Annotated in this window: 23 protein-coding genes; 17 read left to right on the forward strand and 6 right to left on the reverse strand. The window is 31.1% G+C overall.

From position 1 onward, the window contains the following. Window positions 1-297: 297 nt before the first annotated feature. Complete coding sequence (locus tag EJ01_RS15870; RefSeq protein WP_048082683.1) at window positions 298-1,512, reverse strand: MnmC family methyltransferase; 1,215 nt, start codon at window positions 1,510-1,512, stop codon at window positions 298-300. 302 nt (window positions 1,513-1,814) lie between these two features. Here EJ01_RS15870 and EJ01_RS15875 point away from each other — a divergent pair, with 302 nt between their 5' ends. The 4 genes from EJ01_RS15875 to EJ01_RS15890 all read left to right on the forward strand — a co-directional run bounded on the left by EJ01_RS15875 (window position 1,815) and on the right by EJ01_RS15890 (window position 5,046). Beyond that, window positions 1,815-2,405 (forward strand): flavodoxin family protein, encoded by a 591-nt coding sequence (locus EJ01_RS15875; RefSeq protein WP_048082684.1) that lies wholly within the window; start codon window positions 1,815-1,817, stop codon window positions 2,403-2,405. Window positions 2,406-2,601: 196 nt separating this feature from the next. After that, window positions 2,602-3,375: a glycosyltransferase family 2 protein gene (locus tag EJ01_RS15880; protein WP_331275705.1), complete on the forward strand. Its 774-nt coding sequence runs from the start codon at window positions 2,602-2,604 to the stop codon at window positions 3,373-3,375. 35 nt (window positions 3,376-3,410) lie between these two features. Continuing rightward, a complete protein-coding gene (locus EJ01_RS15885; RefSeq protein WP_048082685.1) occupies window positions 3,411-3,809 on the forward strand; it encodes a DUF2304 domain-containing protein in 399 nt (132 codons plus the stop codon). A gap of 58 nt (window positions 3,810-3,867) precedes the next feature. Then, window positions 3,868-5,046: a glycosyltransferase family 4 protein gene (locus EJ01_RS15890; protein ID WP_048082686.1), complete on the forward strand. Its 1,179-nt coding sequence runs from the start codon at window positions 3,868-3,870 to the stop codon at window positions 5,044-5,046. Window positions 5,047-5,050: 4 nt separating this feature from the next. On the opposite strand, the gene EJ01_RS15895 is transcribed toward EJ01_RS15890, so the two are convergent. From EJ01_RS15895 to EJ01_RS15905, 3 genes are read right to left on the reverse strand one after another with little or no spacing between them, the layout of a single operon-like run. Beyond that, complete coding sequence (locus EJ01_RS15895) at window positions 5,051-6,079, reverse strand: glycosyltransferase family 2 protein (protein WP_048082687.1); 1,029 nt, start codon at window positions 6,077-6,079, stop codon at window positions 5,051-5,053. A gap of 15 nt (window positions 6,080-6,094) precedes the next feature. Next, window positions 6,095-6,829 carry a glycosyltransferase gene (locus tag EJ01_RS15900; RefSeq protein ID WP_331275711.1) on the reverse strand — a complete coding sequence of 245 codons (735 nt, stop codon included), beginning with the start codon at window positions 6,827-6,829 and terminating at the stop codon, window positions 6,095-6,097. Between the two features lie 35 nt (window positions 6,830-6,864). Further along, window positions 6,865-8,301: a flippase gene (locus tag EJ01_RS15905; protein WP_048082689.1), complete on the reverse strand. Its 1,437-nt coding sequence runs from the start codon at window positions 8,299-8,301 to the stop codon at window positions 6,865-6,867. 343 nt (window positions 8,302-8,644) lie between these two features. Here EJ01_RS15905 and EJ01_RS15910 point away from each other — a divergent pair, with 343 nt between their 5' ends. From EJ01_RS15910 to EJ01_RS15945, 8 genes are all read left to right on the forward strand, one after another. Continuing rightward, complete coding sequence (locus EJ01_RS15910; protein ID WP_048082690.1) at window positions 8,645-9,751, forward strand: glycosyltransferase family 4 protein; 1,107 nt, start codon at window positions 8,645-8,647, stop codon at window positions 9,749-9,751. 182 nt (window positions 9,752-9,933) lie between these two features. Continuing rightward, window positions 9,934-11,001 (forward strand): glycosyltransferase, encoded by a 1,068-nt coding sequence (locus EJ01_RS15915; RefSeq protein WP_048082691.1) that lies wholly within the window; start codon window positions 9,934-9,936, stop codon window positions 10,999-11,001. Between the two features lie 211 nt (window positions 11,002-11,212). Beyond that, window positions 11,213-11,491, forward strand: a complete 279-nt coding sequence (locus tag EJ01_RS15920) for a hypothetical protein (RefSeq protein WP_048082692.1) — start codon at window positions 11,213-11,215, stop codon at window positions 11,489-11,491. A 254-nt stretch (window positions 11,492-11,745) separates the two neighbouring features. Beyond that, window positions 11,746-12,420 (forward strand): (Fe-S)-binding protein, encoded by a 675-nt coding sequence (locus EJ01_RS15925; protein ID WP_048082693.1) that lies wholly within the window; start codon window positions 11,746-11,748, stop codon window positions 12,418-12,420. 34 nt (window positions 12,421-12,454) lie between these two features. After that, a complete protein-coding gene (locus EJ01_RS15930) occupies window positions 12,455-13,666 on the forward strand; it encodes an LUD domain-containing protein (protein ID WP_048082694.1) in 1,212 nt (403 codons plus the stop codon). Window positions 13,667-13,836: 170 nt separating this feature from the next. After that, on the forward strand, window positions 13,837-14,550 hold the full coding sequence (locus tag EJ01_RS15935; protein ID WP_048082695.1) for a (5-formylfuran-3-yl)methyl phosphate synthase: 714 nt from the start codon (window positions 13,837-13,839) through the stop codon (window positions 14,548-14,550). Between the two features lie 197 nt (window positions 14,551-14,747). Beyond that, window positions 14,748-16,235: an IMP dehydrogenase gene (gene guaB, locus EJ01_RS15940; RefSeq protein ID WP_048082696.1), complete on the forward strand. Its 1,488-nt coding sequence runs from the start codon at window positions 14,748-14,750 to the stop codon at window positions 16,233-16,235. A 58-nt stretch (window positions 16,236-16,293) separates the two neighbouring features. Beyond that, window positions 16,294-16,887: a molybdenum cofactor guanylyltransferase gene (locus EJ01_RS15945; RefSeq protein WP_048082697.1), complete on the forward strand. Its 594-nt coding sequence runs from the start codon at window positions 16,294-16,296 to the stop codon at window positions 16,885-16,887. 70 nt (window positions 16,888-16,957) lie between these two features. On the opposite strand, the gene EJ01_RS15950 is transcribed toward EJ01_RS15945, so the two are convergent. Further along, window positions 16,958-18,352: a nucleotide sugar dehydrogenase gene (locus tag EJ01_RS15950; RefSeq protein ID WP_084689254.1), complete on the reverse strand. Its 1,395-nt coding sequence runs from the start codon at window positions 18,350-18,352 to the stop codon at window positions 16,958-16,960. Window positions 18,353-18,580: 228 nt separating this feature from the next. On the opposite strand from EJ01_RS15950, the gene EJ01_RS15955 reads away from it, so the two are divergent. The 5 genes from EJ01_RS15955 (at window position 18,581) to EJ01_RS15975 (ending at window position 24,594) form a co-directional block, all read left to right on the forward strand. Continuing rightward, window positions 18,581-19,513, forward strand: coding sequence for an SDR family oxidoreductase (locus EJ01_RS15955; protein ID WP_048082698.1), 933 nt, complete (start codon window positions 18,581-18,583; stop codon window positions 19,511-19,513). A 115-nt stretch (window positions 19,514-19,628) separates the two neighbouring features. Continuing rightward, window positions 19,629-21,053 (forward strand): flippase, encoded by a 1,425-nt coding sequence (locus EJ01_RS15960; protein WP_048082699.1) that lies wholly within the window; start codon window positions 19,629-19,631, stop codon window positions 21,051-21,053. Window positions 21,054-21,057: 4 nt separating this feature from the next. Further along, window positions 21,058-22,902, forward strand: a complete 1,845-nt coding sequence (asnB, locus tag EJ01_RS15965; protein WP_048082700.1) for an asparagine synthase (glutamine-hydrolyzing) — start codon at window positions 21,058-21,060, stop codon at window positions 22,900-22,902. Beyond that, window positions 22,883-23,512 (forward strand): class I SAM-dependent methyltransferase, encoded by a 630-nt coding sequence (locus EJ01_RS15970; RefSeq protein ID WP_169740475.1) that lies wholly within the window; start codon window positions 22,883-22,885, stop codon window positions 23,510-23,512. The genes asnB and EJ01_RS15970 overlap by 20 nt, the downstream gene beginning before the upstream one ends. Further along, a complete protein-coding gene (locus EJ01_RS15975) occupies window positions 23,509-24,594 on the forward strand; it encodes a glycosyltransferase family 4 protein (RefSeq protein WP_048082702.1) in 1,086 nt (361 codons plus the stop codon). The genes EJ01_RS15970 and EJ01_RS15975 overlap by 4 nt, the downstream gene beginning before the upstream one ends. Here EJ01_RS15975 and EJ01_RS15980 read toward each other — a convergent pair. Beyond that, the gene (locus EJ01_RS15980; protein WP_052376287.1) at window positions 24,591-25,733 is read right to left on the reverse strand and encodes a glycosyltransferase family 4 protein; all 1,143 of its coding nucleotides are present in this window, start codon (window positions 25,731-25,733) and stop codon (window positions 24,591-24,593) included. The genes EJ01_RS15975 and EJ01_RS15980 overlap by 4 nt on opposite strands. Window position 25,734 lies beyond the last annotated feature (1 nt).

The following is a 25,734-nucleotide window of genomic DNA, read 5'->3' on the forward strand; positions in this document are numbered from 1 at the left end:
AATAGGATTGTTATCTTTTTAAAGTAGAGACTCATTAATCTAATTTTAAGAGAATTTCTATTAACTTTACTTTGATATAATCATAATTATTTTTTATTTTCGAATGATTTCTAATCATTGATTTCAGACATTTATATTAAAAAACACATTCCTTAAACCTGTTTTGATATCATTAATTATCATAAAATTTATATCATATATCCCTTTTAAGTGTTTTTAGAAATTCTCTAAAATCATTTATACTTAATCAAAAAACATCAATAAGACCTTCAAAAATTAATTTAATTTCTATATATTTTACACTTTTTCTTCTATTACCTTTGATAATCTAGTTGACATTTCATTTATCCGACTATATGAATTATCTAATCTTGGAACTCGGCATCCGCAGATACATTGGTCAAATTGAGGGCAAATGATATACTTTGCTTTTTTTGATTTTAAATCAGCAATTCCAAGTGTATTAATATTTCTAAGAAGTCTCCTTTCAAGCCGCGGATCATTTACATCCTTACCCAAATATACAGGGGTTTTCACTGTCGATGCAAATTTTTTTATTCCCCTTACAGACTTCCGTTCATCTTCTCTTTTCTTTCTTATTTCATCACTAGATGCATTTAGTTCCGGATCCCTAAACGGGACCCCTGCATCACTGAGTGCTATCATTCGCTCATCATTATCTGGGAGTGATTTTTCGATTACTTCAGGAACTTTAGATGCCATTGTCCCCCCGCTTTTCCGCCCAAATAATGGGCCTTCACCTACATAAAGCCCTGCATGAACCATTGCAGACCTAACAGGTGATGCAGAGGTATAAGTAAGGATAATACCATCATCTTTAAGTATATTTTTTAAAATAAAGAAAAAATCGAGGGTATATAGTTCAGGGGATTTGAGTGGTGAAAATGGATCCAGAAATACCGCATCATATTTCTTATCAATTCCTTTAATTACATATCTGGCATCACTCAAATATATATTAATATTGATTCTATCTGGTATCTCCTCTTTATTGAATTTAAAACCAATGGTTCCATCATCATATAATTTATTCTCTACTGCGCTCTTTATGATGCTATAAGACTTAATGGGGTCCTCAATAAAAAGAGATGATGCAATAGTCTCTCTTGATATTTCAATCATATCAATTTCAATATCAACATCATCACCTAAAAATTCAATACATGAAGCAGCATTATAACCCAGGCCACTGCATATATCCATTATCTTAACTTCTTTCTTTCCTTCGAGCTTTGCAGGTTTAACAAATTTCTCCATTGATTCTGAAATTGCCCCGTGATGAGTATGCATCGTCTCAGACTTGTCATTTACATTGTTAGATTTTAATGTATAAGATCCATCTGCAGTTTCTATAAAATACTCTTTTAAAAGGCTTTTTGTCTTGTTTCTAGCGCATTTATCCCCTTTCTGTTCTTCTGTGAAGCATTCTCTGATAATTTTTAGAGCATCATCTGTTGCAGTTAATGCTTGATAATCGCTTTTTGTTTTCATGGTAATCCAAATTTCATTTATTAAATAATAGTAAATTAATTTAGAACGTGCAGATTCCGTATAAATGTTTTGTACATTCTATGTTGAATTAATCTAAATTGAATTTGTATAAAAACTTTAATTTATTAAATAAATAATTTATAAAATTTAAACAATACCCCTTTATTCAATCATGAACATTTAAAAATATTTATTATGATATAATATTTATATTTGAAAAATTAAAAATTGAATTTACTATTTTAATTCATTAAATAAAGCTAGATTCACACTAGTAAAAACAGTATATTGGAGGCAAACAAGTGGTAAAAGTTATTGGAATTATAGGTAGCCCACGAAAAAATGGGAACACATCATATCTAGTTGAAAAAGCATTGGAAGCTGCAGAAGAATCAGGAGCTGACATTGAAAGTTTATACTTGGGAAATATGAAAATGGAACCATGTAATGCATGTGATATATGTAAATTAACAGGTGAATGCCCAAAGGATGATGATGTGAATAAAATTCTTTCAAAACTTCAAGAAGCCCACGGGATAATTATTGGAAGCCCAGTTTACTTTGGAAATGTAACTTCACAGCTTAAAATATTGATGGATAGATCAAGACCACTTCGAGCTGATTTTAAACTTAAAGACAAAGTCAGTGGAGCAATAACTGTGGGAGCGTCCAGAAACGGAGGACAGGAAACTACATGTTCGGCCATACATAATTTCCTGCTTATTCAGGACGCCATAATTGTAGGTGATGGTGCACCTCTTGCACACTACGGCGGCGCTGGAGCTGCAGGAGCTGCTGGCGATGCGCAAAATGATGATTATGGTGTAGAAACATCAAAAAATTTAGGGAAAAGAGTAACTGAACTTGCCAAAAAAATTAACAATATTAATTAAATATCAAATAAATTAGTGAACTGTTCAATTTTATTACTATTTTTTTTTAAAAGATGTAAAAATTGTCTAGAAAAAGGAAATATTTCACCTACATTAACCGCTCATTTTATTTATTAGTGCATATAATATTATTTTATCATATATTTATGACCAACAAAACGACCAAATGGCAATATTTTCATTGGAGAAAACTGCAATGACATTGAATGATCTTCAGATAAAAAATTTATCCCCTTCAAATAATAATTTTGAAGATAAGATGGATCAAAATTTAAAAAAATCCAATAATCCCACCAATAATTGGAATATATATGTGGTTATGCCTGCATATAATGAAAGTAAGACTATAAAAAATGTTATAGAAGATCTTAAACAAAGAAATTTAAACATGGTCATTATAGACGATGGATCTCATGATAAAACATATAAAATAGCTGAAAATTCCATTTATGACCATGGGTTCATTTACAGACATGTAATAAATAGAGGATTAGGTGCTGCGCTTGAAACTGGAATAAAAGCAGCTCTGGCAAAGAATGCAGATATAATAGTAACGTTCGATGCAGATGGACAGCACAATCCAGATGATATAATTCCAGTATGCAAACCAATCATGGAAAAGAGAGCAGACGTTGTAATAGGAACAAGAAATTTTAATGAAATGCCTGCTTCTAAAAAATTTGGAAATACAGTTATGAACATAATAACACGTATTTTTTATGGAATTCATGTAAATGACTCTCAATCAGGTTTACGAGCTTTCAACAGAAAAGCTGCTAAAGTTCTAGATATAACCTCAAGAGGTTATGGGGTATCTTCGGAAATAATAGGTGAAATTAAAAAATATGACTTAAAAGTAGAAGAAGTTGAAATCGAAACCATTTATACTGATTACTCCATGTCAAAAGGTACAAATTTAATGGTAGGTCTCAAAATACTTGCTAAATTAATAATAGGCATTCTAAAATAATATTGAAGTTTAAATAATATACAGGCGGTGCACAAATGATATATCAAGATGTAGGAGCACTTATAGGAATAATTGCCATAATTATTGCAATTTTAAGGCTTAAAAATGGTAAAATGTCATTAGGGATGGCTTCCCTCTGGATTTTAATTTGGTTAATTGTTATATGGGTCTCTATATTTCCTAATTCAACAAACATATTTGCTAGTCTGACAGGAATAGGCAGGGGATTAGATTTAGTCCTAATAGTAGCGCTTATTGTGGGTTACTATCTTATTTTTAAGATGTACGGCATGATAGAAAATATGGATAAAGAAATAACGTTACTTGTAAGAGAAATTGCACTCCAAAGAGGCGATTTAAAGGAAAAAATAGATGAGGAATACTCAGCAAATCCAGACTCAACAGACAAAAAGAGTAAAACCAGATCAAAATAAACTCATTTATTTTTAGAAATCTAATTTTTTACAGATTTAATCAACCAGAGAGAACATTATGAAAATAGGATACTTCATCAGCCATTTTCCATACATAAACCGCGTCAACGACGCAACTTATAACAAAGAATATGCTCATGGAGGTACTGAAATCGCTGCTTACCAGTTAGCGCGCAATATAGCAGAAATAGATGATGTCGAGATTTTTACAACATCCATTAATTCTAAAGATTCCCTTGAAACTTCAGAAAATATGTTAATACACAGATACAGTACCTTTTTAAAAATTGCAAGCGCTAATTTGTCATTTAAAATTTTATATAAACCTTTAAGCTGTAAAATAGACATTGCTCATGCCCATTATAACATGCCATATTCTGACTATTCTGCACTTCGATATGCAAAAAAAAATAAAGTACCATTTGTGGTTACATACCACGCCGATGCGCAGGAAAGTGGGGGAAATCCAATCCGCAACTGGGCGCAACTGATCTACAACAGATCTCTCCTTAAAAATGTTTTAAATGGTGCAGATGTAATAATTGCCACATCAAAGTCATATATAGGTGAATCTAAGTTTTTAGGAGATTACAGGGACAAAATTGAAGTAATTCCTAATGGAATAAACCTGGAAGAATTTGATATTAAGCTTGGAAAAGAAGAATGTAGGGATAAGTTAGGCCTGCCACATGATAAAAAGATAATACTGTTTTTTGGAAATATTGTTGCATATAAGGGCCCTCATATTTTATTAAAAGCATTTTCGAGGGTGAAAAGTCATTTTAAAGATGTAAAACTTGTGTTTGCAGGAAGAGGCGAAATGCAGGAAGAACTTACAAAATTAGCTGCTGAATTAGGTATAAAAAATGATATTATGTTTACAGGATACGTGGAGGAAGGGCTGAAACCATTTTATTATAAATGTGCAGACATATTCTGCCTTCCTTCAATCACGATGGCTGAAGCATTTGGAATTGTAAATTTAGAAGCTATGGCTTGTGGTATTCCTGTTATATCCTCTAAACTTGGAGGAATTCCGGATGTTGTTGTTGATAGAGAAACAGGACTTCTTGTTAACCCACAAGATGAAGAATCACTGGCAGAGTCCCTACTGTTTTTACTTGAAAATGAGGATATCGCTAGAAAAATGGGGAATAACGGGAAAAAGAAGGTTGAAGAATATTCCTGGAAAAAGATAGCAGAAAAAACACAAGGGATTTATGAAAGGTTAATTTAAAGAGTTATGCTCTCAGAATTTTAATTCCATCTTTAGTTGCATTTAAAAATGATTTATAACGTCTTAAATTTTTAAAATATATCAAATCAATAGCACTGATAAGCCAGAAGTCAAAAACAAAGAAATATAATAAGAATGATAAAGTTTGCAAGTTGTTACTATACTTTTTAACAAATAAAAACCTATTTTTAGTTTCTAGATAATCAACAAACAAATTTGCGTTTCTATTAGTGGAACCACCTATTTTATGCCACATTTTTGATTTATAAGCATAAACCGATTTCCAACCGTTGATATAACCCCTTATAGCCCAATCATTCTCTTCTCTATAAGAAACGTATTCTTTATCTAATAAGCCTATATCTTTAAGCATTCGTGCCTTTGCAAGTAAACAGCATCCATGGATGTAATCAACCTCTTGATTTGCATCATATTGTCCTTTATCAATTTCTTTGTAACCAATATGGCTTGGTTTGAATTTCCATAAATTCTGTTTTCCTCCAGCGAAATTTATAATATCTTTTCTTCCTTTGTAATCATAATAATAAACTTTTGGCCCTACAAACCCAATTTGAGAGTCATCTTCAGCAACTTTTACTAATTCATCTAAAAAAGAATTATCAACAACAGTATCATTATTTAAAAGCAGAATATAATCTGAATTTAAAATATCTAAAGCATACCTAATTCCAATATTGTTCCCCTCTGTAAATCCATAATTTTTATCATTTTCGATAAGAATCAGTTCCTTGTTCATATAATGTTCATCTTTCAGGGATTCTATTTCATCTTTTAGATATTCTTTAAATTTAATTGGTTTATTTTCGCTATAATCAAAAAAGGGAGAGTTTACTTTTATTTTACCCTTTAAATATCCTTTGATCTTTTCTAAAGATTCATCATTTGATGCATTATCAAGGAGAATGATGTTATAATTGGGATACTTAATTTTGTAAACTGATTCTAAACACTCTAATGTATCTTTCCATCCATTCCAGTTAAGAATGACAATAGAAACGTGAGGATAATTCATAAGATGCCTTCCATTTTAAAATTTCTTTTTAAACTTTGTCCAGTAAAAAATCGATCTTTGAAAAATTTTTTGTATAATTAAAGGATATTCTGAATCCCAGTTTCCCATAGTAGTATAAACTATTTTATAGTTTTTTTTATGTTTATTCAATAATTTTTTTAATATGCCATAATATTCCTTTGAAAAGGATTCTCCTGCAGATTTATGATATATAGGAGCTGGAACTACATAAACATCCAGTCCCTCCTCATTAACGCTTAAACTATAATCTACAGCATATAAATGCCAGCCATTACATACTTTTTCGTCGAATTGAACCATATCAAAAACATTTCTTGGTATTATAAAAAGACATTCATCAAGTGTTTGTACTTTAACAGGTGTGTCGATTTGTATTTTTCCAGAAAACTTTGGAGGTATTCCTTCTTTGATATTACTTATAATTACCTTTTCTTTAGATTTTCCTGCGGCTCCTGCAATGCCTAAATTTGATATAGAATCTAAAATTAGTTCTAAATCATTTAAAAACGTGTTTGAACATAGATCTACATCTTGATGTGTAAAAATTATATATTTACCTTTTGCTTTCTTACCTTCCTGATTAAATGCTTCTGCAGCGGATTTAAACTTTTTTTGAGTGTTATCAATTAATATCAGTTCATAATCAGTAGTTTGATTATTCAGGCTTTTGAGTAAATAATCATTTAAAATTTCTTCATTATTATAAACGCAAACTATTGAAAAAATTATTCCACCTCAAGATTATACAAAATCAATTTAATTGTTTATCTCCTTTTTATGATTTGTTTAAATAAGTACCTATCCATATCATCAATTCCATTAATTAAGTATAATACTGCCAGATATGCTAAAACAGCAAAAGGTGCTAAAATTAACAAATTAATGATCTTGAAATATATAAGGAGTACGCTCATAACCAGAGTACTGGCTGTTACTTTTAATAGTATTTCCATAATTCTATTTTTAGATACCCCAAAACCAAATTTATACCCTATCATAATAACACTGCCAACAAGAATGGCCTCTGTCACTACTGTTGCAATACTGGCCCCCACATAACTAAGTGTTGGAATTAAAATTAAGTTAAGTGCAATGTTTACAACTACACACACTGCCGAAATCTTGGTAACTATTAACTGCCTGTTTGTAGCCTCTAATAACCTAATAAATGCCGCTCCAATGAAAGTAAAAACTGTGGTCCATATAAGTATCTGCAGAGCAATGATTGAGCGTTGATATCCATAACCAAATATCAAAATTATTATATTATCCGCTAAAATGGTGACAGCTGCCCCCATTGGAATTCCAGTTACAACCATTAATTTAAAATACTTTTCAGTGATTAAATTCAATGAATCTCGTGAAGACAGATGAAATTGCGACATTGATGGGAAAAGAGTGGTATTAATCGTAATTGGGACATACAACAAAGCAAGAATCAACCTGTACGCTGCATTATACCAGCCTACTACCTCATTCCCTTGAAACAATGAAAGCATAACCGAGTCTATATACGTATATATCATACCTGAGATTCCTGTTAATCCAAATGGTAATGCTTCTTTTACTGCAGATTTCCAAAAACCCCAGTTAAGTTGCATTTTGTAAGGTGGAAATTTCCAGATATAAACAAGAAAAATATAGAGCAAACTAATTACACTGGATATAAAAAAGATAAAAGCAAACTCTAAAACACTGAATCCATAGTATATTCCAATGAGAACACCAGCAAATAATAATACATTGCTTAATACCTGTCCTATTGATTGATATTCTATTTCTTCATAAGCCTGGAATATGGAATTAAAAATTCCATAAAATGAAGTTAATATGCTGTACAACGCAACAAAGTAAACAACATTTATAACTTCCTGAGGATAACCCATTAAATTTATAACTACTGCCACAAGTCCAAATGTTAAAGCAGCTAAAATTATCTTGATTAATACTACATTGCTGAAGTATTTACCTGTTAATGATTTATCCCGCGCTATTTCTCTAACGGTTAAAGTGTTTAAACCTAAATCTGCCAGTATACTGAATATACCCGTAAATGCAAGTGCAAATGATAAAATTCCAAAACCATCAGCCCCAAGATAACGGGCTATATAGATCATATAAAAAAATGCAAGTATATAACTTATAATTTGAGAAACAAATAAAAATACAGTATTTTTAGCTATTTTACGGGCTTTACTCATATTTAATCTCTCTTCTTAATTTAGTTATAAACTTATAATTAAAATATTAAATTTGATTCTATCGCATATAAATTACTAAACTTTAGTAAAAATCTGTTATTTATGATTTATCTGAGCAATGATATTATTATTTTTAAAACATTATAAAATTATTCAACTCCATTAAAAGTTATATTAGTTAATATCCATTTAAATTCACTTAGTTTTTGTTTCTTTCTCCCAATTAATTCAAATATTCTTAATAAGTTAACTGGATTTATCCCGGCATAATTATAAATAATAATAAAATAATAATATTTAGTAGTTACTTAATAACATTAATGAATTGTAATTGGTGTAAATTATGGATATTGGAATAGTTCACCCGGAATTAATCTATCCCCGCGGTGCAGAAAAACAGGTATGTAAATTAAGCTACTATCTAAATAAAATGGGGCACGATGTTACAATATATACATTTGAGAAGAAAGAAAATTGTGTTTTTAATTCATTACTTGAAAATATAGAAATTATTTCATTAAATGAAAAGTGGATTTCCGGTCCATTATACAGCTATAACCTAGTTAGATGGCACGGCCTAATTAAGAAACTAAGCAAAAAAATTAAAGAACACGATATTTTAAATGCCCATAATCATCCTGCGCAGTGGATATCAAAATATACAGACATACCAACTGTATGGACATGTAATGAGCCTTATCAACATAATATTTCCAGTTATATAAAAAAAATGTATTCTGTTCACAGTTTAATAGACAGGAAATTAACACGGAGCACTAAATTAATATTGTCATTGAGTAACAGAATAAAAGAGCTCATCAAAATGAGATATCCTGATAAAAAAGTGAACATCAGCTACTCTGGTGCGGACCTGGATCATGAAGTTAAACATATAACTAACGACTATTTTGATGCCATATTTGTAGGACCTATACAGCCCCAAAAACGCCCCTTTGATATAATAAAAGCGTTTTCTTTAATCGGTGAAAATATAGAAAATGTAAGGTTACATTTTGTTGGAAATACAACCAGTTTTGTTTCAAAAAAGATGAAAAATGAAATGATAAAATATGCTGCAAAAAATGATATTGAAACTATTTTTTATGGTTCAGTTCCAAATGATAAATTATATGAGCTTTATAATATTGCAGATATATCTTTATTTGTCTGCGAAGCAGAGCCATGGGGCATTTTCCCGCTGGAAACAATACTTGGAGGGATACCAACTATAATATCGGATCAATGTGGAATAAAAGATATTTTACCAGAGGATAATCCTGTTGTAGAAACTGGAAATATCACACAATTAGCTGATAAAATAATGGAAATTAAGGATAACTACCATGAATACAAAAATAGAACAGTTAAAACTTCAAAAATGGTTTCAAAAAAATATTCTTGGGAAGCCTACAGCAGGAGAATGGAAAATATTTTAAAACAATGCAGTTAGTCAAATTTATTTAACAACAGTAAAATATCTTAATAATTTAAATACAATCTCTTTTTAGTTGATTAATAAGCAAAGTAATTCAATACAAATTAGTTAAGCTTCTTATTATATATTTACCCGCCCAGTGGATTTAATATATAAATTAAAGTACAATAACAATATCCAATAATATAGTGAATAAAATGTCAATTTTAATAACGGTAGGAATAGTTGCCAAAAATGAGGAAAAATATATAGGAGAAACCTTAAGAGGCATCATAAACCAGAGTTTTAGAAAATATGATGTATTTTCTAACTCCCAAAAATCGAAGATTTTTGAGGATATAGATACTTCATTAATTGAAATAATTGTTGTAGACGGCAATTCTTCTGACAGAACACGTGAAGTTGCAGAAAATATTTTGAGCACATCAAATGTAAATTATAAAGTTTTAAATGAGAAAGATTTCGGTTTCTACGGCCTGTGTTTTTCAAGAAATCTTGTAATTGATAATTCAAGCGAAACAACCAAATATATTGCTTATACAGATGCAGACTGCATTGTAGATAAAAACTGGCTTAAAATACTGTACCAGCATATCGAGAAAAGTGGAGATGATGTTGCAGGCGCCGGCGGTCCAAGACTAGTAGCCCCAACAAAAGATAAAAAAGAACTGGTAATAAACAATTTTTTAACCTCAAATATCGCATCTGGAGGAAATCCAGCTTTTTCTAAAAGAAATGTTGCATATTTAGACAGTATCCCCAACTACAATTCAATTTACAAAAAAGATATAATATCCAGATTTAGATATGACGACAGTCTAATCATCTCAGACGATAATGAATTGAATTTAAGGCTTAAAAAAGCAGGGTACAATTTTATTTATGCTGGAGATGCTGAAGTCTACCACCGCGAAACAAATTCAATAGTGGAATTTGGTAAAAATATGAGAAATTACGGCATAAATATAACCAATACCATAAAGAAACATAGATTATTTAAAATTAAACCATTTATATCATTAATATTCGTATTATACCTTATTTTTTTAATACCCCTATATTTAACCGCGGGATGGATTATTCTAATTCCATTTATACTCTATTTCTTATTTGCAGTAATGATATTTGCAGAAATTATTTGCAAAACAAAAACCATTTACTCTTTGATAATTTTTGTCTTATTGCCAGTTCAGCATATCTCATATGCATATGGAATGATCTATAATTTCTTATTTGTTAGGCCCGTGCATAGAAACAGTAATTAAGTTTTAAAATATTCATTTAAAACTTATTTATATACTTTTAATTTAGTATAGGCTTCATTATATCCTATGAAGAATAATTTATAATTCATAATTTATCATATGAAAAAATAATGGATTAAATATAAAATATACGTATGATAATATTTCATATCTTTAACTTCAAAGAAAATGAACTTAATAAAATAAAAAATACGCTAATAGAGGGAAACCTATGGAAAGAATTTTTGAAGATGAAAATTTTGATGATGCCTATCAAAAGGTTATCAACTTAACTGGAGGGGTTATATCAATGAGAGAAAAGGAGCGGCTTGCCGAAATATTTGAAATAGAAAATTCATTGATAATTACAGTTGATTTCCTAAAAAGAGAGATATATGCCGAATTTATGGAAGACAATCCCCAGAATTATGCCCTTATTAAAAAACAGTTAGCTGATTCAAAAAGGATAGTAGGGGATTTAAATTTAAAATTTATTGATATTTTTAACTGAAAACGTAATTAGTCCCTACAAACTTATTAATTAAAAAAATCAGTGCCTTAATTGATTAAATAACACTGTTAAATAAAGTTTTTAAATCTAAAACATGTTTAAAAAAACAATTAAAATCTTTATCTTTACAATATTTTTTTGGTTCCATAATTATTTAATCAATGATCACCTAATGACTATACAATAACAAAAATATAATAATATCTCCATACTGATTTTATACCAAGATTAATGCTAAGAACATTGTGAGTAAAATGATATACTTTAGAGGCTGCGTTGCAAGAGAAAAGCTTAATAACATAGCAGATGCCACAGAAAAAATACTAAAACAGGCAGGCATTGATTATAAAATATTAGAAAATGAAACCTGCTGTGGGTCCTTTTTACTTAGAACTGGATTTGCCCAGGATGCAAAAGAAGTAATGAAAAATACATTAAAAGAAATTGGAGAAGAAAAGATAATTACTTCATGTGCTGGCTGTTATAAGACCTTTAAAAAAGATTATAAAGAGATCTTAGGTGTTGAACTGGATGTTATACATACCTCCCAACTTTTTAATGATTTAATTAAAAAAGGAGAAATTGAACCCCTATTTTTAGATAAAACAGTTACATATCATGACCCATGCCATTTAGGCCGGCATCTTGAAGAATATGATGCTCCTCGAGAAATTCTAGATAATATTACCAATCTAGTTGAAATGGATCGAAATAAGGAAAAATCAAGATGCTGCGGTGCAGGTGGAGGGGTTAGGGCTGCATTTCCAGAAATTACTGAAAATATAGCCAAAATGAGGATAAAAGATGCAGAAGATGTTGAAGCTGAAATTCTTGTAACTTCATGCCCTTTTTGTATTTTAAATCTTAAATCTGTATCTAAAGATGATAAAAAGGTGCTTGATTTATCGGAGATAATTATATTCAAATAACTTTCATCATAATTTTAAAACTGGAGTTCTAGAAATGGACGATGCCAAATTAGATGCAATGCGAAGATCATTTAATATAATTGAAACCAGAAAAAAGAAGCTTTTAAAAGATGAAAATGAACGCATAAGTAAGCTTCAAGAAAGAGTAAAAAAAATAAGGGAATACAGTATTGGAAACCTTGAAGAACTCATAGAAACTGCAAAAAATAGATTTTTAGAAAATGGAATGGAAGTTATTTTTGCAGAAAACTCTCAAGTGGCCTTGGATGAAATTTATAAACTAATTAAAGATGAACCCATTATAGCAAAATCTAAATCAAACAACGTAAATGAAATAGGGCTTTCTGCATTTCTAGGGAGCAAAGGAATAGAAATTGTTGAAACTGATCTTGGCGATAGAATAGTTCAAATGGATCCTGAAAGTTACGGCCCTTCTCACCCAATAGGTCCAGCTGCACATTTAGATATGGAAAAAATAGCCCAAATTGCATCAAAAAAATTCGGTGTGGAAGTACAACCTGAACCTAAATCTATTTTAGATATATTTAAGGCAGATATTATAGAAAGGCTTACAAATTGCAATGTGGGTATAACTGGAGCAAACAGTGTAGCTGCAGAAGACGGCGCATTAGTTATGGTCCATAACGAAGGTAATATCAGTTTAGTATCCATGAAAGATACCCATATAGTTGTAGTGGGAATTGATAAACTTGTAAGGACAGTAGAAGATGCAGTAAGTGTTGTAAAACTTGAAACAATATTTGCAACTGGGAAAAAAATCCCCGCATACATGAATGTCATCACATCACCCTCCAAAACAGCAGATATTGAACAGGTACTTTTGAAAGATATGTACGGTGCAAAACGAGTGATAGTGATTCTTCTAGATAACGGAAGGAGTGATGCACTCAAACAAAGTAAAGAATGTTTGTTATGTATTGGGTGCGGTAGTTGTATTGTTTCATGCCCAGTTTATAATGTTACAGGGTCTGATTTTGGGTACAGAGGATATTTAGGTGGCAGAGGAATAGTTTTAAGTAATTTTATAACTGATAATAAAATATGTTTCGATTCAGGACTCTTTAAATGTACATTATGTGGCCTATGTACCCTTGAATGCCCAGTTAACATAAAGACAAATGAAATGATTGAAAAATTAAGGGAAATGTCAGTGCAATCTGGAGTTTGTCCAGATGAGCATCATGGAACTAGTGAGAAGATCAAAAAACAGGGATCACCTTTTTAAATATCAAAAAACACTTATGATATAAAAATTAATTCAATAAGAACTTAAATAGAAATTATATAAAGATATATATAATGTTCTAAAAAGTTATGATAAAATGGACATTTTATGATACTTAACCATAGAAATAATATAAAAAATTGATTTGATTGAAAACGGAGGTATAAAATTTGCTTCTCTTAATAAGCCCAATAAACACCGAAGAAGCACTTGAATCTATTGAAGGCGGTGCAGATATAGTCGATGTCAAAAATCCAAAAGAAGGTTCACTCGGCGCAAATTTTCCATGGGTCATTAAAAGTATAAGGGAAATGACACCCAAAGATACACTTGTAAGCGCTACACTAGGCGATGTTCCATATAAACCAGGTACAGTATCACTTGCAGCCCTCGGTGCTGCAGTTTCTGGAGCAGATTACATCAAAGTAGGATTATATGGTACAAAAAACTACGATGAAGCACTTGAAGTAATGAAAAATGTTGTAAAGACCGTAAGAGATTACAGAGAAGATGCAATAGTAGTTGCATCAGGATATGCAGATGCTCATCGAGTTGGCGCAGTTGATCCTATGGAAATACCAAAGGTAGCCGCAAGTGCAGGTGCAGATATCGCAATGGTAGATACTGCAGTTAAAGACGGGAAAACATTATTTGATTTTATGGATACTGAAAAATTAACTAAATTCAACGATGAAATTCACGATTACGGATTAAAATCAGCCCTTGCAGGCTCAGTAAAAAAAGATCAGCTTTTAACACTGCATCAAACAGGATGCGATGTAGTAGGTATAAGGGGAGCAGCATGCATCGGTGGAGATAGAAATTCAGGTAAGATTCACCGAAGTGCTGTAAGTGAATTGAAGAAGATGATAGAACAGTTTTAGTTAATTAAAAAGCAAATATAAAAAACAAATTGTAGAATTCCTTAAGCAACTTACAATTTGTATTAAACCTTGATCCTATCCAATATTTACAAAACGTATTTTCCTTAAATTGCGTTTTGTTTAAAAATTTTCTAAGCATAACATCAAAACCAAGTTTTGATGATAACTATTTCATTAAAGATTAAATGGAGGTATTTATGTACTCTAAAAAACTAAAAGAAGCTCCAAAAGGGTATACATTTGATGATTTTTTATTAATACCTAATGCTTCTTCAGTAGAACCAAAAGATGTTAAAGTTGAAACACAAATTTCAAGAAATTATCGTATTAATATTCCTATTATAAGTTCTGCAATGGATACAGTTACAGAATCCAAAATGGCAATAACACTTGCCCAGGAAGGCGGACTGGGGATCATACACAGGAATATGACCATAAATGAGCAGGTAACTGAAGTCAAAAAAGTAAAACAATCCAGCGACCTTACTATACGTGATGTAATAACAATAAGTCCGGACGCATCCATAGCGGAAGCAAATGAGATAATGGATATGGAAGAAGTAAGCGGGCTTCCTGTTGTAGAAAATGAGATTGTTGTAGGAATAATAAGTAGGAGAGATATTAAACCTATCATTAACAAGGGTTCTAAAAAGAAAGTTAAGGACATAATGACAGAAGAAGTCCTGACTATCCCGGAATCAACTACTCCTGATGAAGCACTGGATATTGCCTATGAAAACAAAGTCGAAAGGCTACCTGTAGTTCGAAACGGAAAAATAATGGGAATTGTAACTATACGTGATATCTTAGAAAGAAAGAAATTCCCTAATGCATCAAGAGATAAAAAAGGGAAATTTATGGTGGCCGCAGCAACAGGGCCATTTGATTTAGAACGTGCCATGGCTCTTGATGATGCAGGGGCAGACATTATAGCAATAGACGTCTCTCATGCCCATAATTTACATGTTGTAGATTATGTCAAAACAATTAAAGACAACATCGATGCAGATTTACTTGTTGGTAATATTGCAACAGCCGAGGCTGCAGAAGCATTAATAGCAAAAGAGGTCGACGGACTTAAAGTTGGTATTGGACCAGGATCCATATGTACAACAAGAATAGTTGCAGGTGTGGGTGTTCCACAGCTTACAGCAGTGTCAGACGTTGCAGATGTTGCAAAAGAATCTGGAATTCCAGTTATAGCAGATGGAGGTTTAAGATTTTCAGGAGATGTTGCAAAAGCTATAGCTGTAGGTGCTGATGCAGTAATGCTTGGAAGTTTACTTGCAGGAACACACGAAGCTCCTGGCGATGTTGTAATTATGAATGGAAGAAAATTCAAACAGTACAGAGGTATGGGTTCACTTGGAGCAATGACTGGTGGAGCTGGTGCAGGAACAGACCGCTACTTCCAGGAAGTAAAAGGGCCAATGAAACATGCTAAACTTGTCCCAGAAGGAATAGAAGGAGTTGTACCATACAAAGGCCCTGTAAATGAAGTTTTATTCCAGTTAATAGGAGGACTTAAGTCTTCTATGGGTTACTGTGGTGCAGAAGACATTCCAGCAATGAAGGAGAAAGCAAGGTTTGTAAAGATCACAGCAAGCGGTATGACCGAAAGTCATCCCCATGATATTACAATAACCAATGAAAGTCCAAATTATCCCACAACCCGTTTGATGTAAAACATCAAACATACTATTTTTTTCTATTTTTTATCTAATTTTAAATGAGGTTCATTTTATGAAATCCATTATAATTCTGTGTGGCGGTAGAAGCCGTAGAATGGGAAAAGATAAAGGTTCACTTGTTTTAAATGGTAAACCAATGCTCATGCATGTTTTAGATACTATTAAAGGTATTGTTGATGAAATTGTGCTGGTTTTAAGGGATCAGGAACAAATTGATAAATATAAACCTATTTTAAAAGACATAGATATGTCAATTAAGATTGTTACAGACGAAACTAAAGATCAAGGGCCCCTTGTTGGAATTTTAACCGGACTTTCATATATTAATTCAGAATATGGTCAAATTTTACCGTGTGATTCTCCCTTTATTTCTAAACCATTTATTTTAAAGATGTTTGAGATTGCAGAATCTAAAAAATTTGATGCAGTTGTCCCAATATGGGATGATGGACATATTGAGCCACTGCATTCTATTTATAAAAAAGATGCAGTAGACATAGGCAGAAATCTGGTTAAAAAAGAACAATACCACGTAAAGTCACTTATTGATAACTTAAATGTCAAATATGTTGATGTTGAGGAACTTGATGAGAGCACAATGAGTTTCAGGAATTTAAATACTATTAAAGACTTTGAATGCATATGAATTCCCTGACTTCAATTTTCATCAATAACATACTCTTTAACAGGTTTGTACAAATATAATTCTAAATTAATTATAATTTAGTTTTTTGAGTTTTAAGAGCTTTTGAACCAGGTATTTCTTTGATAATTTTTATATTGTTATTATTTATGGCCCCAATACCTTTATAACTGAACCCAATGTTTTTTAATTTCTCAGGGGCAAAAATTCGTCTCCCATCAATTAAAATAGGTATTTTCATCAAATTTTTTGCTCTTTCAAAGTCAATTGATTCAAACTCATCATGACATGTCATGAGTACCATTGCATCTGCATTTTCAAGTGCATTATACAAATCGGTTTCTAGAACACCATATTCTCCAGTGTCTCCAATGTAAGGATCAACAACAACCACATCAGCACCCTTCCACTTCAAATGTTTAATTAAAGTTAGTGCAGGGGATTCTCTTGCATCTCCAACATTTTCCTTATATGAAAAACCTAGAATTACAATTTTAGAATTCTTAACTGACTTTTCATGTTCATTTAATGCATCCTGAATCAAATTTAAGGTATGAACAGGCATATTATCGTTAATTGTCCTTCCAGCAGCTATAACTTTGGAATGATATCCTAATTCCTTTGCCTTTTTAACCAGATAATAAGGATCAACAGGCAAACAATGGCCTCCTACCCCACAACCTGGATAATAAACATTAAAATTCCATTTAGTTTGTGCACCATCAATTACATCCATTATATCAATATTTAAACGTTCAAATATCATTGCAAGTTCATTCATCAAAGCTATATTTAAATCCCTCTGGGTATTTTCAATTACTTTGGCAGCTTCTGCAGTCCTGATGTTCCTTAAAACATTAACTTCTTCTTTTATTATAATCTGGTACAACTCTCTTGTTATTTCAGCCCACTCAGGTGTTATTCCCCCTACTACTCTTGCAACGTTTTCAATACTGTGTTTTTCATCCCCAGGATTATACCTCTCAGGGCAATATGCCAGTCCAAAATCTAATCCTGCTTTTAATCCAGATCTTTCTAAAATAGGCTGTAAGACCTCTTCTGTAACACCAGGATAAACAGTAGATTCTAAAATAACTAGTTTATCAGTACCCAATCCCTTAGCAATTTCTCCTCCAGAAGATATAATTGGAGTGAGATCTGGCTCCTTAAATTCATCCACAGGAGTAGGCACAATAGATATAATTATATCCGATACTTCAGTTGCCCACTTTAAATCAGATGTAGCGCACAATTTCTTATCATTTATAACTTTTGAGAGCTTATGATCAAGCTTAAGTTCCCCAATAGTAGATATGCCCCTATTTATCAGGTTTATTTTTTCCTCATTTCTTGCAACGCCAATTACATCAAATCCTTTTTGTGCAAAGAAAATTGCTGTTGGCAGACCTACATAACCAAGGCCCACTATACAAATTTTTGCACTTCGGGTTTTAATTTTCTCAAACATTTTGTTATACACCTAATTCACCATGCCAAACGAATAATATAAATATATTAAATGATATTAAATAATATCTAAGTAATTACTTAATAACATTATTAAGTAATTACATACTAATATTAATTTGTTGGTATTTATAAATTATCCCTAAACTTTTTAAAAAATATGCGATATTGCCTCTTAAAATCAATTAAATAAAAATTTAAATAAATATCACCTCAGGAGATAGAGAAAATTAAGAATAAACAAGTAGCAGTTACCGGCGGGCTTGGATTTATTGGATCTAATCTAGTTGAAGAATTATATCAAGATAATAAAGTAGTAATTATTGATAATCAGTCAACAGGAAAAATAGAAAACATTAATCATCTTGATCAGTCCAACATTAAAATTAATTTAGGAGATATCAATTCTATCAATCTTAATGAAATTTTTGAGGGTTGTGAATATGTTTTTCATCAAGCAGCTGTTCCAAGTGTACCAAGGAGCATAAATGATCCATTAAATTCTAATAAGGCGAATATTACCGGTACTTTAAAAGTTTTAATTGCTGCTTGTGAGCTTGATATTAAAAAAGTTGTTTTCGCATCTTCATCTTCAGTTTATGGAGATACTCCAGAGTTACCTAAAATTGAAACCATGCAAGTCAGCCCTAAATCACCTTATGCAGTTACTAAAGCTACATGTGAACAATATTGTAATATTTTTAAAGAAATATATGGCCTTCAAACAATCTCTTTAAGGTATTTTAATGTTTTCGGCCCCAGACAGGATCCATATTCACAGTATGCCGCGGTAATTCCCAAATTTATAACTTCCATCCTTAAAGAAGAACATCCAATAGTTTACGGTGATGGGCTGCAAAGCAGAGACTTTACTTTTATTAAAAATATTGTAAATGCCAATATTCTGGCTGCTGAATCTAATAAAACGGGAATTTTCAATATTGCGCGTGGTAAACAAATAAAACTCAATGAACTTATTTTTATGATAAATAAATTAACTGGTAAAAAAATTGACCCAAAATATGTTGATCCACGACCTGGAGACATAAAACATTCACTTGCAGATATATCTAAAGCAAAATCATTTGGATATGAACCTAAAGACAATTTTAAGGATGGATTAGAAAAAACCATCAACTTTTTTAGAAGTAATCATCATTAAATTAGAAAAATTTAAAAATAAGTCATTATTAAGCAGTTAAATTGTAAAAAACGAATTTACAGCCATAATTCATAAAAAAAATATAATTAGGTTAAAATAGATTTTTGGTAAAAAAATGAACGGCACACAGAAATTAGCTAAAAATACTGTAATATTATTTATTTCTCAGTTTATAGGTTATGTTTTAGGATTTTTCTATATAATGTACAGTGCCAGATATTTAGGGGCCGAAAATTTTGGAATATTATCCTCTGCAATTGCACTTACTGGAATATTTGGAGTATTTATGGATTTAGGACTTAGTACATTCACTACACGTGAAGTTTCAAAGGATAAAAAACTAGCAGGCAAATTTTTAGGCAATACTATCTTAATCAGGTCTATTTTATCTTCATTTATTTTTTTAATCATTGTAATATTTGTAAATATATTACCTTATCCCCCCATTGTAAAAAATATAATTTATATAATTGCATTATCCACAGTTTTTGCAGTAGCAGCAGATATCTTTAATTCAATCTTTCAGTCCTACGAAAAAATGGAATTTAGAGCTATTGGTCAAATATTAAACAATTTTTTTCTACTTGCTGGTGCTTTAATCGCTATAACATTTAAATTTGATATAACCGGCTTTGCCATTGTTTATCTTATCGCTAATTTGCTTTTCCTAATCTACTCTGCAGCAGCATGTATAAGAAAATTTATACTGCCCAAAATTGAAATTGACCTTTATTTTTGGAAGTGGGCTTTATTAGAATCTCTGCCAATATCATTTGCCATATTATTTTCTATAATAGTATTTAGAATTGATACTGTTATACTTTCACTTATTAAAGGGAACATGGCAGTCGGTTATTATAACGCTTCATATAAGTTAATTGAAGCACTAATGGTGGTACCAATAGTTTTTTCCACAGCAATATACCCCGTTTTTTCTAAATTACATGTTTATTCCAAGGATTCTTTGAGCTTTTCATACAACAAATCTCTTAAATATCTGATTATATTGGGATTACCAATAGCAGCAGGAAGCGTAGCACTCTCAGATCAAATAATTTTGCTGATTTATGGGGCAGGATTTATACAATCAAGTACTGCTTTAAAAATTCTTATCTGGGCCATACCCATTATTTATTTGACTTACCTATTCAGGATCTTATTGATATCTGTAAATAAACAAAAATTACTGCTTATAATCCTTTCAATATGTATGATTTTCAATATAACAACAAATGTCATATTTATTCCTTATTTCAGTTATTTAGGATCATCCCTTGCCACAGTTTTAACAGAATTTTTATCGCTGGTATTAAGTGTTTATTTTATTTCAAAAAATATCTGTAAAATAGAAGTTAAAACAATTGCAATCAAACCAGTAATTGCAAGCTTCTTTGTTTTTTTAGTGGCAAATTACTTTAAAAATAACCTTTTAATTGCCATATTATTATCTACACTGATTTATTTTGGAATTTTATTTGCTATGAAGACCTTTTCAGAAAGTGATCTGATAATTTTTAAAAGGATATTCAACAGGGAGTAATAGAATGTGTGGAATATGTGGAATATATGGACTAGAAGACTCTAAAATAATTAAAAAAATGTGTAATAGTTTGATTCATAGGGGTCCTGATGATCACGGCTACTTTTTAGATGATAATATCTCATTGGGACATCGTAGACTGAGCATTATCGATCTTGAAACTGGCCACCAACCCATACATAATGAAAACGAAGATATATGGGTGATATTAAATGGAGAAATCTATAATTATCTTGAATTAAAAGAAAACTTAAATTCAAGACATGAATTCTATACAAATTCTGATACTGAACTTCTTGTTCATTTATATGAAGAATACGGGGAAAATTTAGTAAAAAAGATAAATGGAATGTTTGCATTTGCTATCTGGGATAAAAACAACAAAAAATTAGTATTAGCCAGAGATCCAGTGGGGAAAAAGCCGTTATACTATTACAATAATGATGGAAAACTCTTTTTTGCATCTGAAATTAAAGGAATTTTAAACGCAAATATCAAAAAACGAATTAATCAAAGAGCTTTATCCAGTTTTTTATGTTATCAGTACACTGTTGGAACTAATACCCTATTTGAAGGCGTTAAAAAGCTGCCAGCCGGACATATTTTAACTATTAATGATAATGAATTGAAGATCAGGAGATACTGGAATTTTTTTGAAGAAATTAGCTGCGAAGATGAAGCAGAAATAATTCAAAAATTAAGAAATTTACTCCAAAATTCAGCCGAATATAGAGTAATATCCGATGTTCCAGTAGGTGCTTTTTTATCAGGAGGGTTAGATTCAAGTACTACTACCGCGTTAACTCGACCGTTAATTGATTATGATTTCCACACATTTTCAATAGGATTTGAGTCTTTTTCTGAGTTAGAATATGCCAAAATAGTTTCGGACCATTTAGATACCATACATCATGAAATCACCCTCACATCTGAAATGGTGGAAAAGAATATTGATAAAATTACATGGTACAATGATGAACCGCTTGGTGATGCTGCGATTATAAATAATTATTTTTTAGCATCTCTAGCTAAAGATTACGTCAAAGTAATTATTGCTGGAGAGGCAGGAGACGAACTATTTGCAGGATATCCAAATTACAGGACCAATCTTAAACTGCATTCCTTATTAAATAATCCCCTTGTACAAAAACTAGCAGTTACCCTCATTAATAATCTCCCTGATAAAGGAAACATTTACAGAAGCCCTATTGAAAAATATTTAACAAATATTGCCTTAAATTTTGCAAAATGGCCATTAGAAGGCTCGCATATGCATACTACCAGAGTTATGACTAATGAAGAGCTTAACTGGCTAACAAATTTAAAAGCAAAAAATATTGAAAATCAAGCATTTATACCATGCAATGTGAAAAATCCGCTAAATAAAATGCTTGCTGTAGATTGTAAGAACTTATTGCCAGAAAAATTTTTGATGAAAGCAGATAAAGCTACAATGGCAAATTCACTTGAAGAAAGGTTACCTCTTATGGATAAAAACATATTTCAGTATGCTTTTTCAATACCTCCCAACCTAAAGTTACAAAATGGAAATGAAAAGTATATCCTTAAACAGGCAGTCAAGGACTTATTGCCATCCATAATTATTAAAAGAAAAAAACAAGGTTTTGGAACACCATTAAAGAACTGGATAATGGAAGATAAACTAAAAGATAAAATTTTAGGGACATTCTATGAAAATAAGCTTGTAAACAATCTTTTTAAAAAAGAAAAAATCGAAAAAATTGCTAAAAATCTGAAAAATGGCAACACTTATCGTATAGGAATTATATGGAGCATATTTACTTTGGGATTGTGGTATGATGTGTACTTTGAAGAAAAATTGGGATAAAAAAGATACATTAGATTTCTGGGAAAAGAATGAAGCTGATTATGCAGGCGATATATCTGCCCCAGAAATATTAAAAATGTCAAAAAGATATATTGGAAATAAAGTCCTAGATATAGGAGCTGGTTCAGGCGCTCTAATTAATCTAATTCCTAACTCCATAGGTTTAGATATTGCACCTAAACAGCCAGACATAATAAAAGGGGATATTACAAATATACCATTTGAAGATCAATCGTTTGACACTATTTTTGCCACAGAAATTCTAGAACATCTTGATAACAACACGTTAAACAAAGGCATAACCGAAATTAATAGAATTCTAAAGAAAGGAGGACATTTAATCGTAACAGTCCCCTACAATGAAAATTTAAGCCAGAATACAGTTTCATGTCCTGATTGTGGGACTAAATTTCATAGATGGGGACACCTTCAAATTTTTGATGAAAATAATATTACACAACTGCTAAAAGATGATTTTAAAGTAATCAAGATTAAAAAACTGCCCATAGGTTTTAATGCTAATTATAAGGTTTTAAAACATTTTAGATGGATAATTGAGAGATTTGGTTTCCTGAAGGATCAGAATTTATTTCTGGTGGCAAAAAAATGAAAATTGCCATTTTAGTTTCCGGATTTCCGCCAGATCGAGTAGGGGGAATGGAAATTGCAACTTACAACATTGCAAAACATCTGGCCAATAACGGGCATTCCATTCATATTATAACTTCTTCTTACAGTAATTCTTCAGATGAAAATGAATTCGTAGTTCATCCTGTAAACATGATAGGAACTAAAATTATTGGACCTTTTTTTGACCAGAGAAAAATTTTACCAGTTGTTAAAAAGATAGATCCCGAGATAATACACGCTCAGGGAATCTCAACAAGTGGAATATCTGCTTTTACTGCATATCTTATAAAAAAATCACTTAAAATACCTTATGTGGTATATGGTCGCGGCAGTGATATATACCCATTTAAAGCCGAAAAAATTCTAGTTAAAGCTATTCTCAACAATGCAGATTCAGTAATAGCATTGACAGAGCATATGAAAAAAGAAATACAAAAAATCAGTAACAAAGAAGTTTTAGTAATCCCAAATGGTATCGACATGAATCAGTTTAACGATTCAACCCTAAAATATACGGAATTGTTAAAAGAAAAAACAATAATATTTATAGGAAATCTGAGGCCTGAGAAAGGGTTAAGTTATTTAATAGAAGCTATGATGCACATAACTAAAAAAGACATGAATACTCAGCTGTTAATTGTCGGTGAAGGTCCTCAAAGGGAAAATTTAGAAAAATTAGTAAATAAATTAAATATAAATAATAGGGTTACATTTTCAGGAAAGGTAACTACAGACAAAGTTCCTGTTTACCTCAAAAATTCAGATATATTTGTTCTTCCCAGTTTACAGGAAGGCTTTCCTAACGTTTTACTGGAAGCAATGGCTTCAGGGCTGCCAGTCGTTGCAACGGAAGTATGTGGAATAAACGAAATAATTGAAGATGGTAAAAATGGATTTCTTGTAAAGCCCCAAAGTTCTAAAGAGATTGCAGAAAAAACATTGTTGCTTTTAAACGACCATAATCTAAGAAAATGGATTTCTAAACAAAACATAAAAAAAGCATCTAAATACAGCTGGCAAAGGACGGTCAAAATGTTAGAAAATGCATATACTAATGCTTAATGGATTTTTAAAAATTTTATAGCTTGATTAAATCCATTCACCATCTTTTCATAGGTAAATTCTTTTTCTACTTTCACTCTGGAACTTTTACCCATCTTTTCCATTAAATGATCATCAGATAACAATTTTAACATAGACCTATATAATGCGTTTTCATCTTTTTCAGGTATAACATAACCATTTACATCATTTTCAATCATTTCAAAGGCACAGCCAACAGCATCTGTGGATATTACCGGTGTCTTAAATGTCATCGCTTCATTTACAACCAGTGCCCATGCTTCTGCAAAACCACGGTCTATTACAGACGGCATTACAAAAAGGTCAGCCAGTAAGTAATATGGACCTAAATCTTCATTTTTAACAAAGCCCAAAAAGTAAGTGTCATTATCTACGTTTAAGTTTCTGCATAAATTAATAAGTTTACCTTCGTATTCTCCTTTTCCTATAATCAACAAGCTAACATTATCAACTTTAGATTTAAGTTTAGCAAATGCTTTTATCAAATAATGAATACCTTTTAATTTTCTTAACTGTCCCACATAAAGAATTATTTTTTGATTTTGCCACCTATATCTTAATTTTTCCATTTTTAAGTTATCTGATGCTTTTATAGTTAAATTAGTGGCATTTGGAAGGATAAATACTTTTTGGGGCGGGGCTCCTAATGAAATCATGTGTTCCCCATGTCTTTTGCCAGGTACCATTAATACATCACAATTATGTATTATATAGTTTAAAAATGGCGAAACCATTTTTCTTAAGGGATGCATGGGCCATCCCCACTCTTCACTCCAAAATATAGTTTTTTTACCCTTTAACTTCCCAATAAAGAAACATAGAAAATTTATAACTAACGCTGAAGGAGGTATATAATCTATACTACCTACAACAATATCAAAATCATTAGTTAACAATATAAAGAGTAATCTTAAAGCATTTTCCATAGGAAATCGATTATCCAAGATTTTATAGTCTGAATTTTTCAATTCCCTGATTTCAGGTATAGCCATTCCTCTTCTCTTGAAAGACCTTTGGAACTGCGTAAAAATAAATTTAATATCATATCTTTCACTTAATTCTTTAAAAAATGGCATTCTATATGGCATAGCAGTGTTATGGACAAAAATAATCTTCATT

The sequence above is a fragment of the Methanobacterium veterum genome (assembly GCF_000745485.1).
Classification (GTDB): Archaea; Methanobacteriota; Methanobacteria; order Methanobacteriales; family Methanobacteriaceae; genus Methanobacterium_D; species Methanobacterium_D veterum.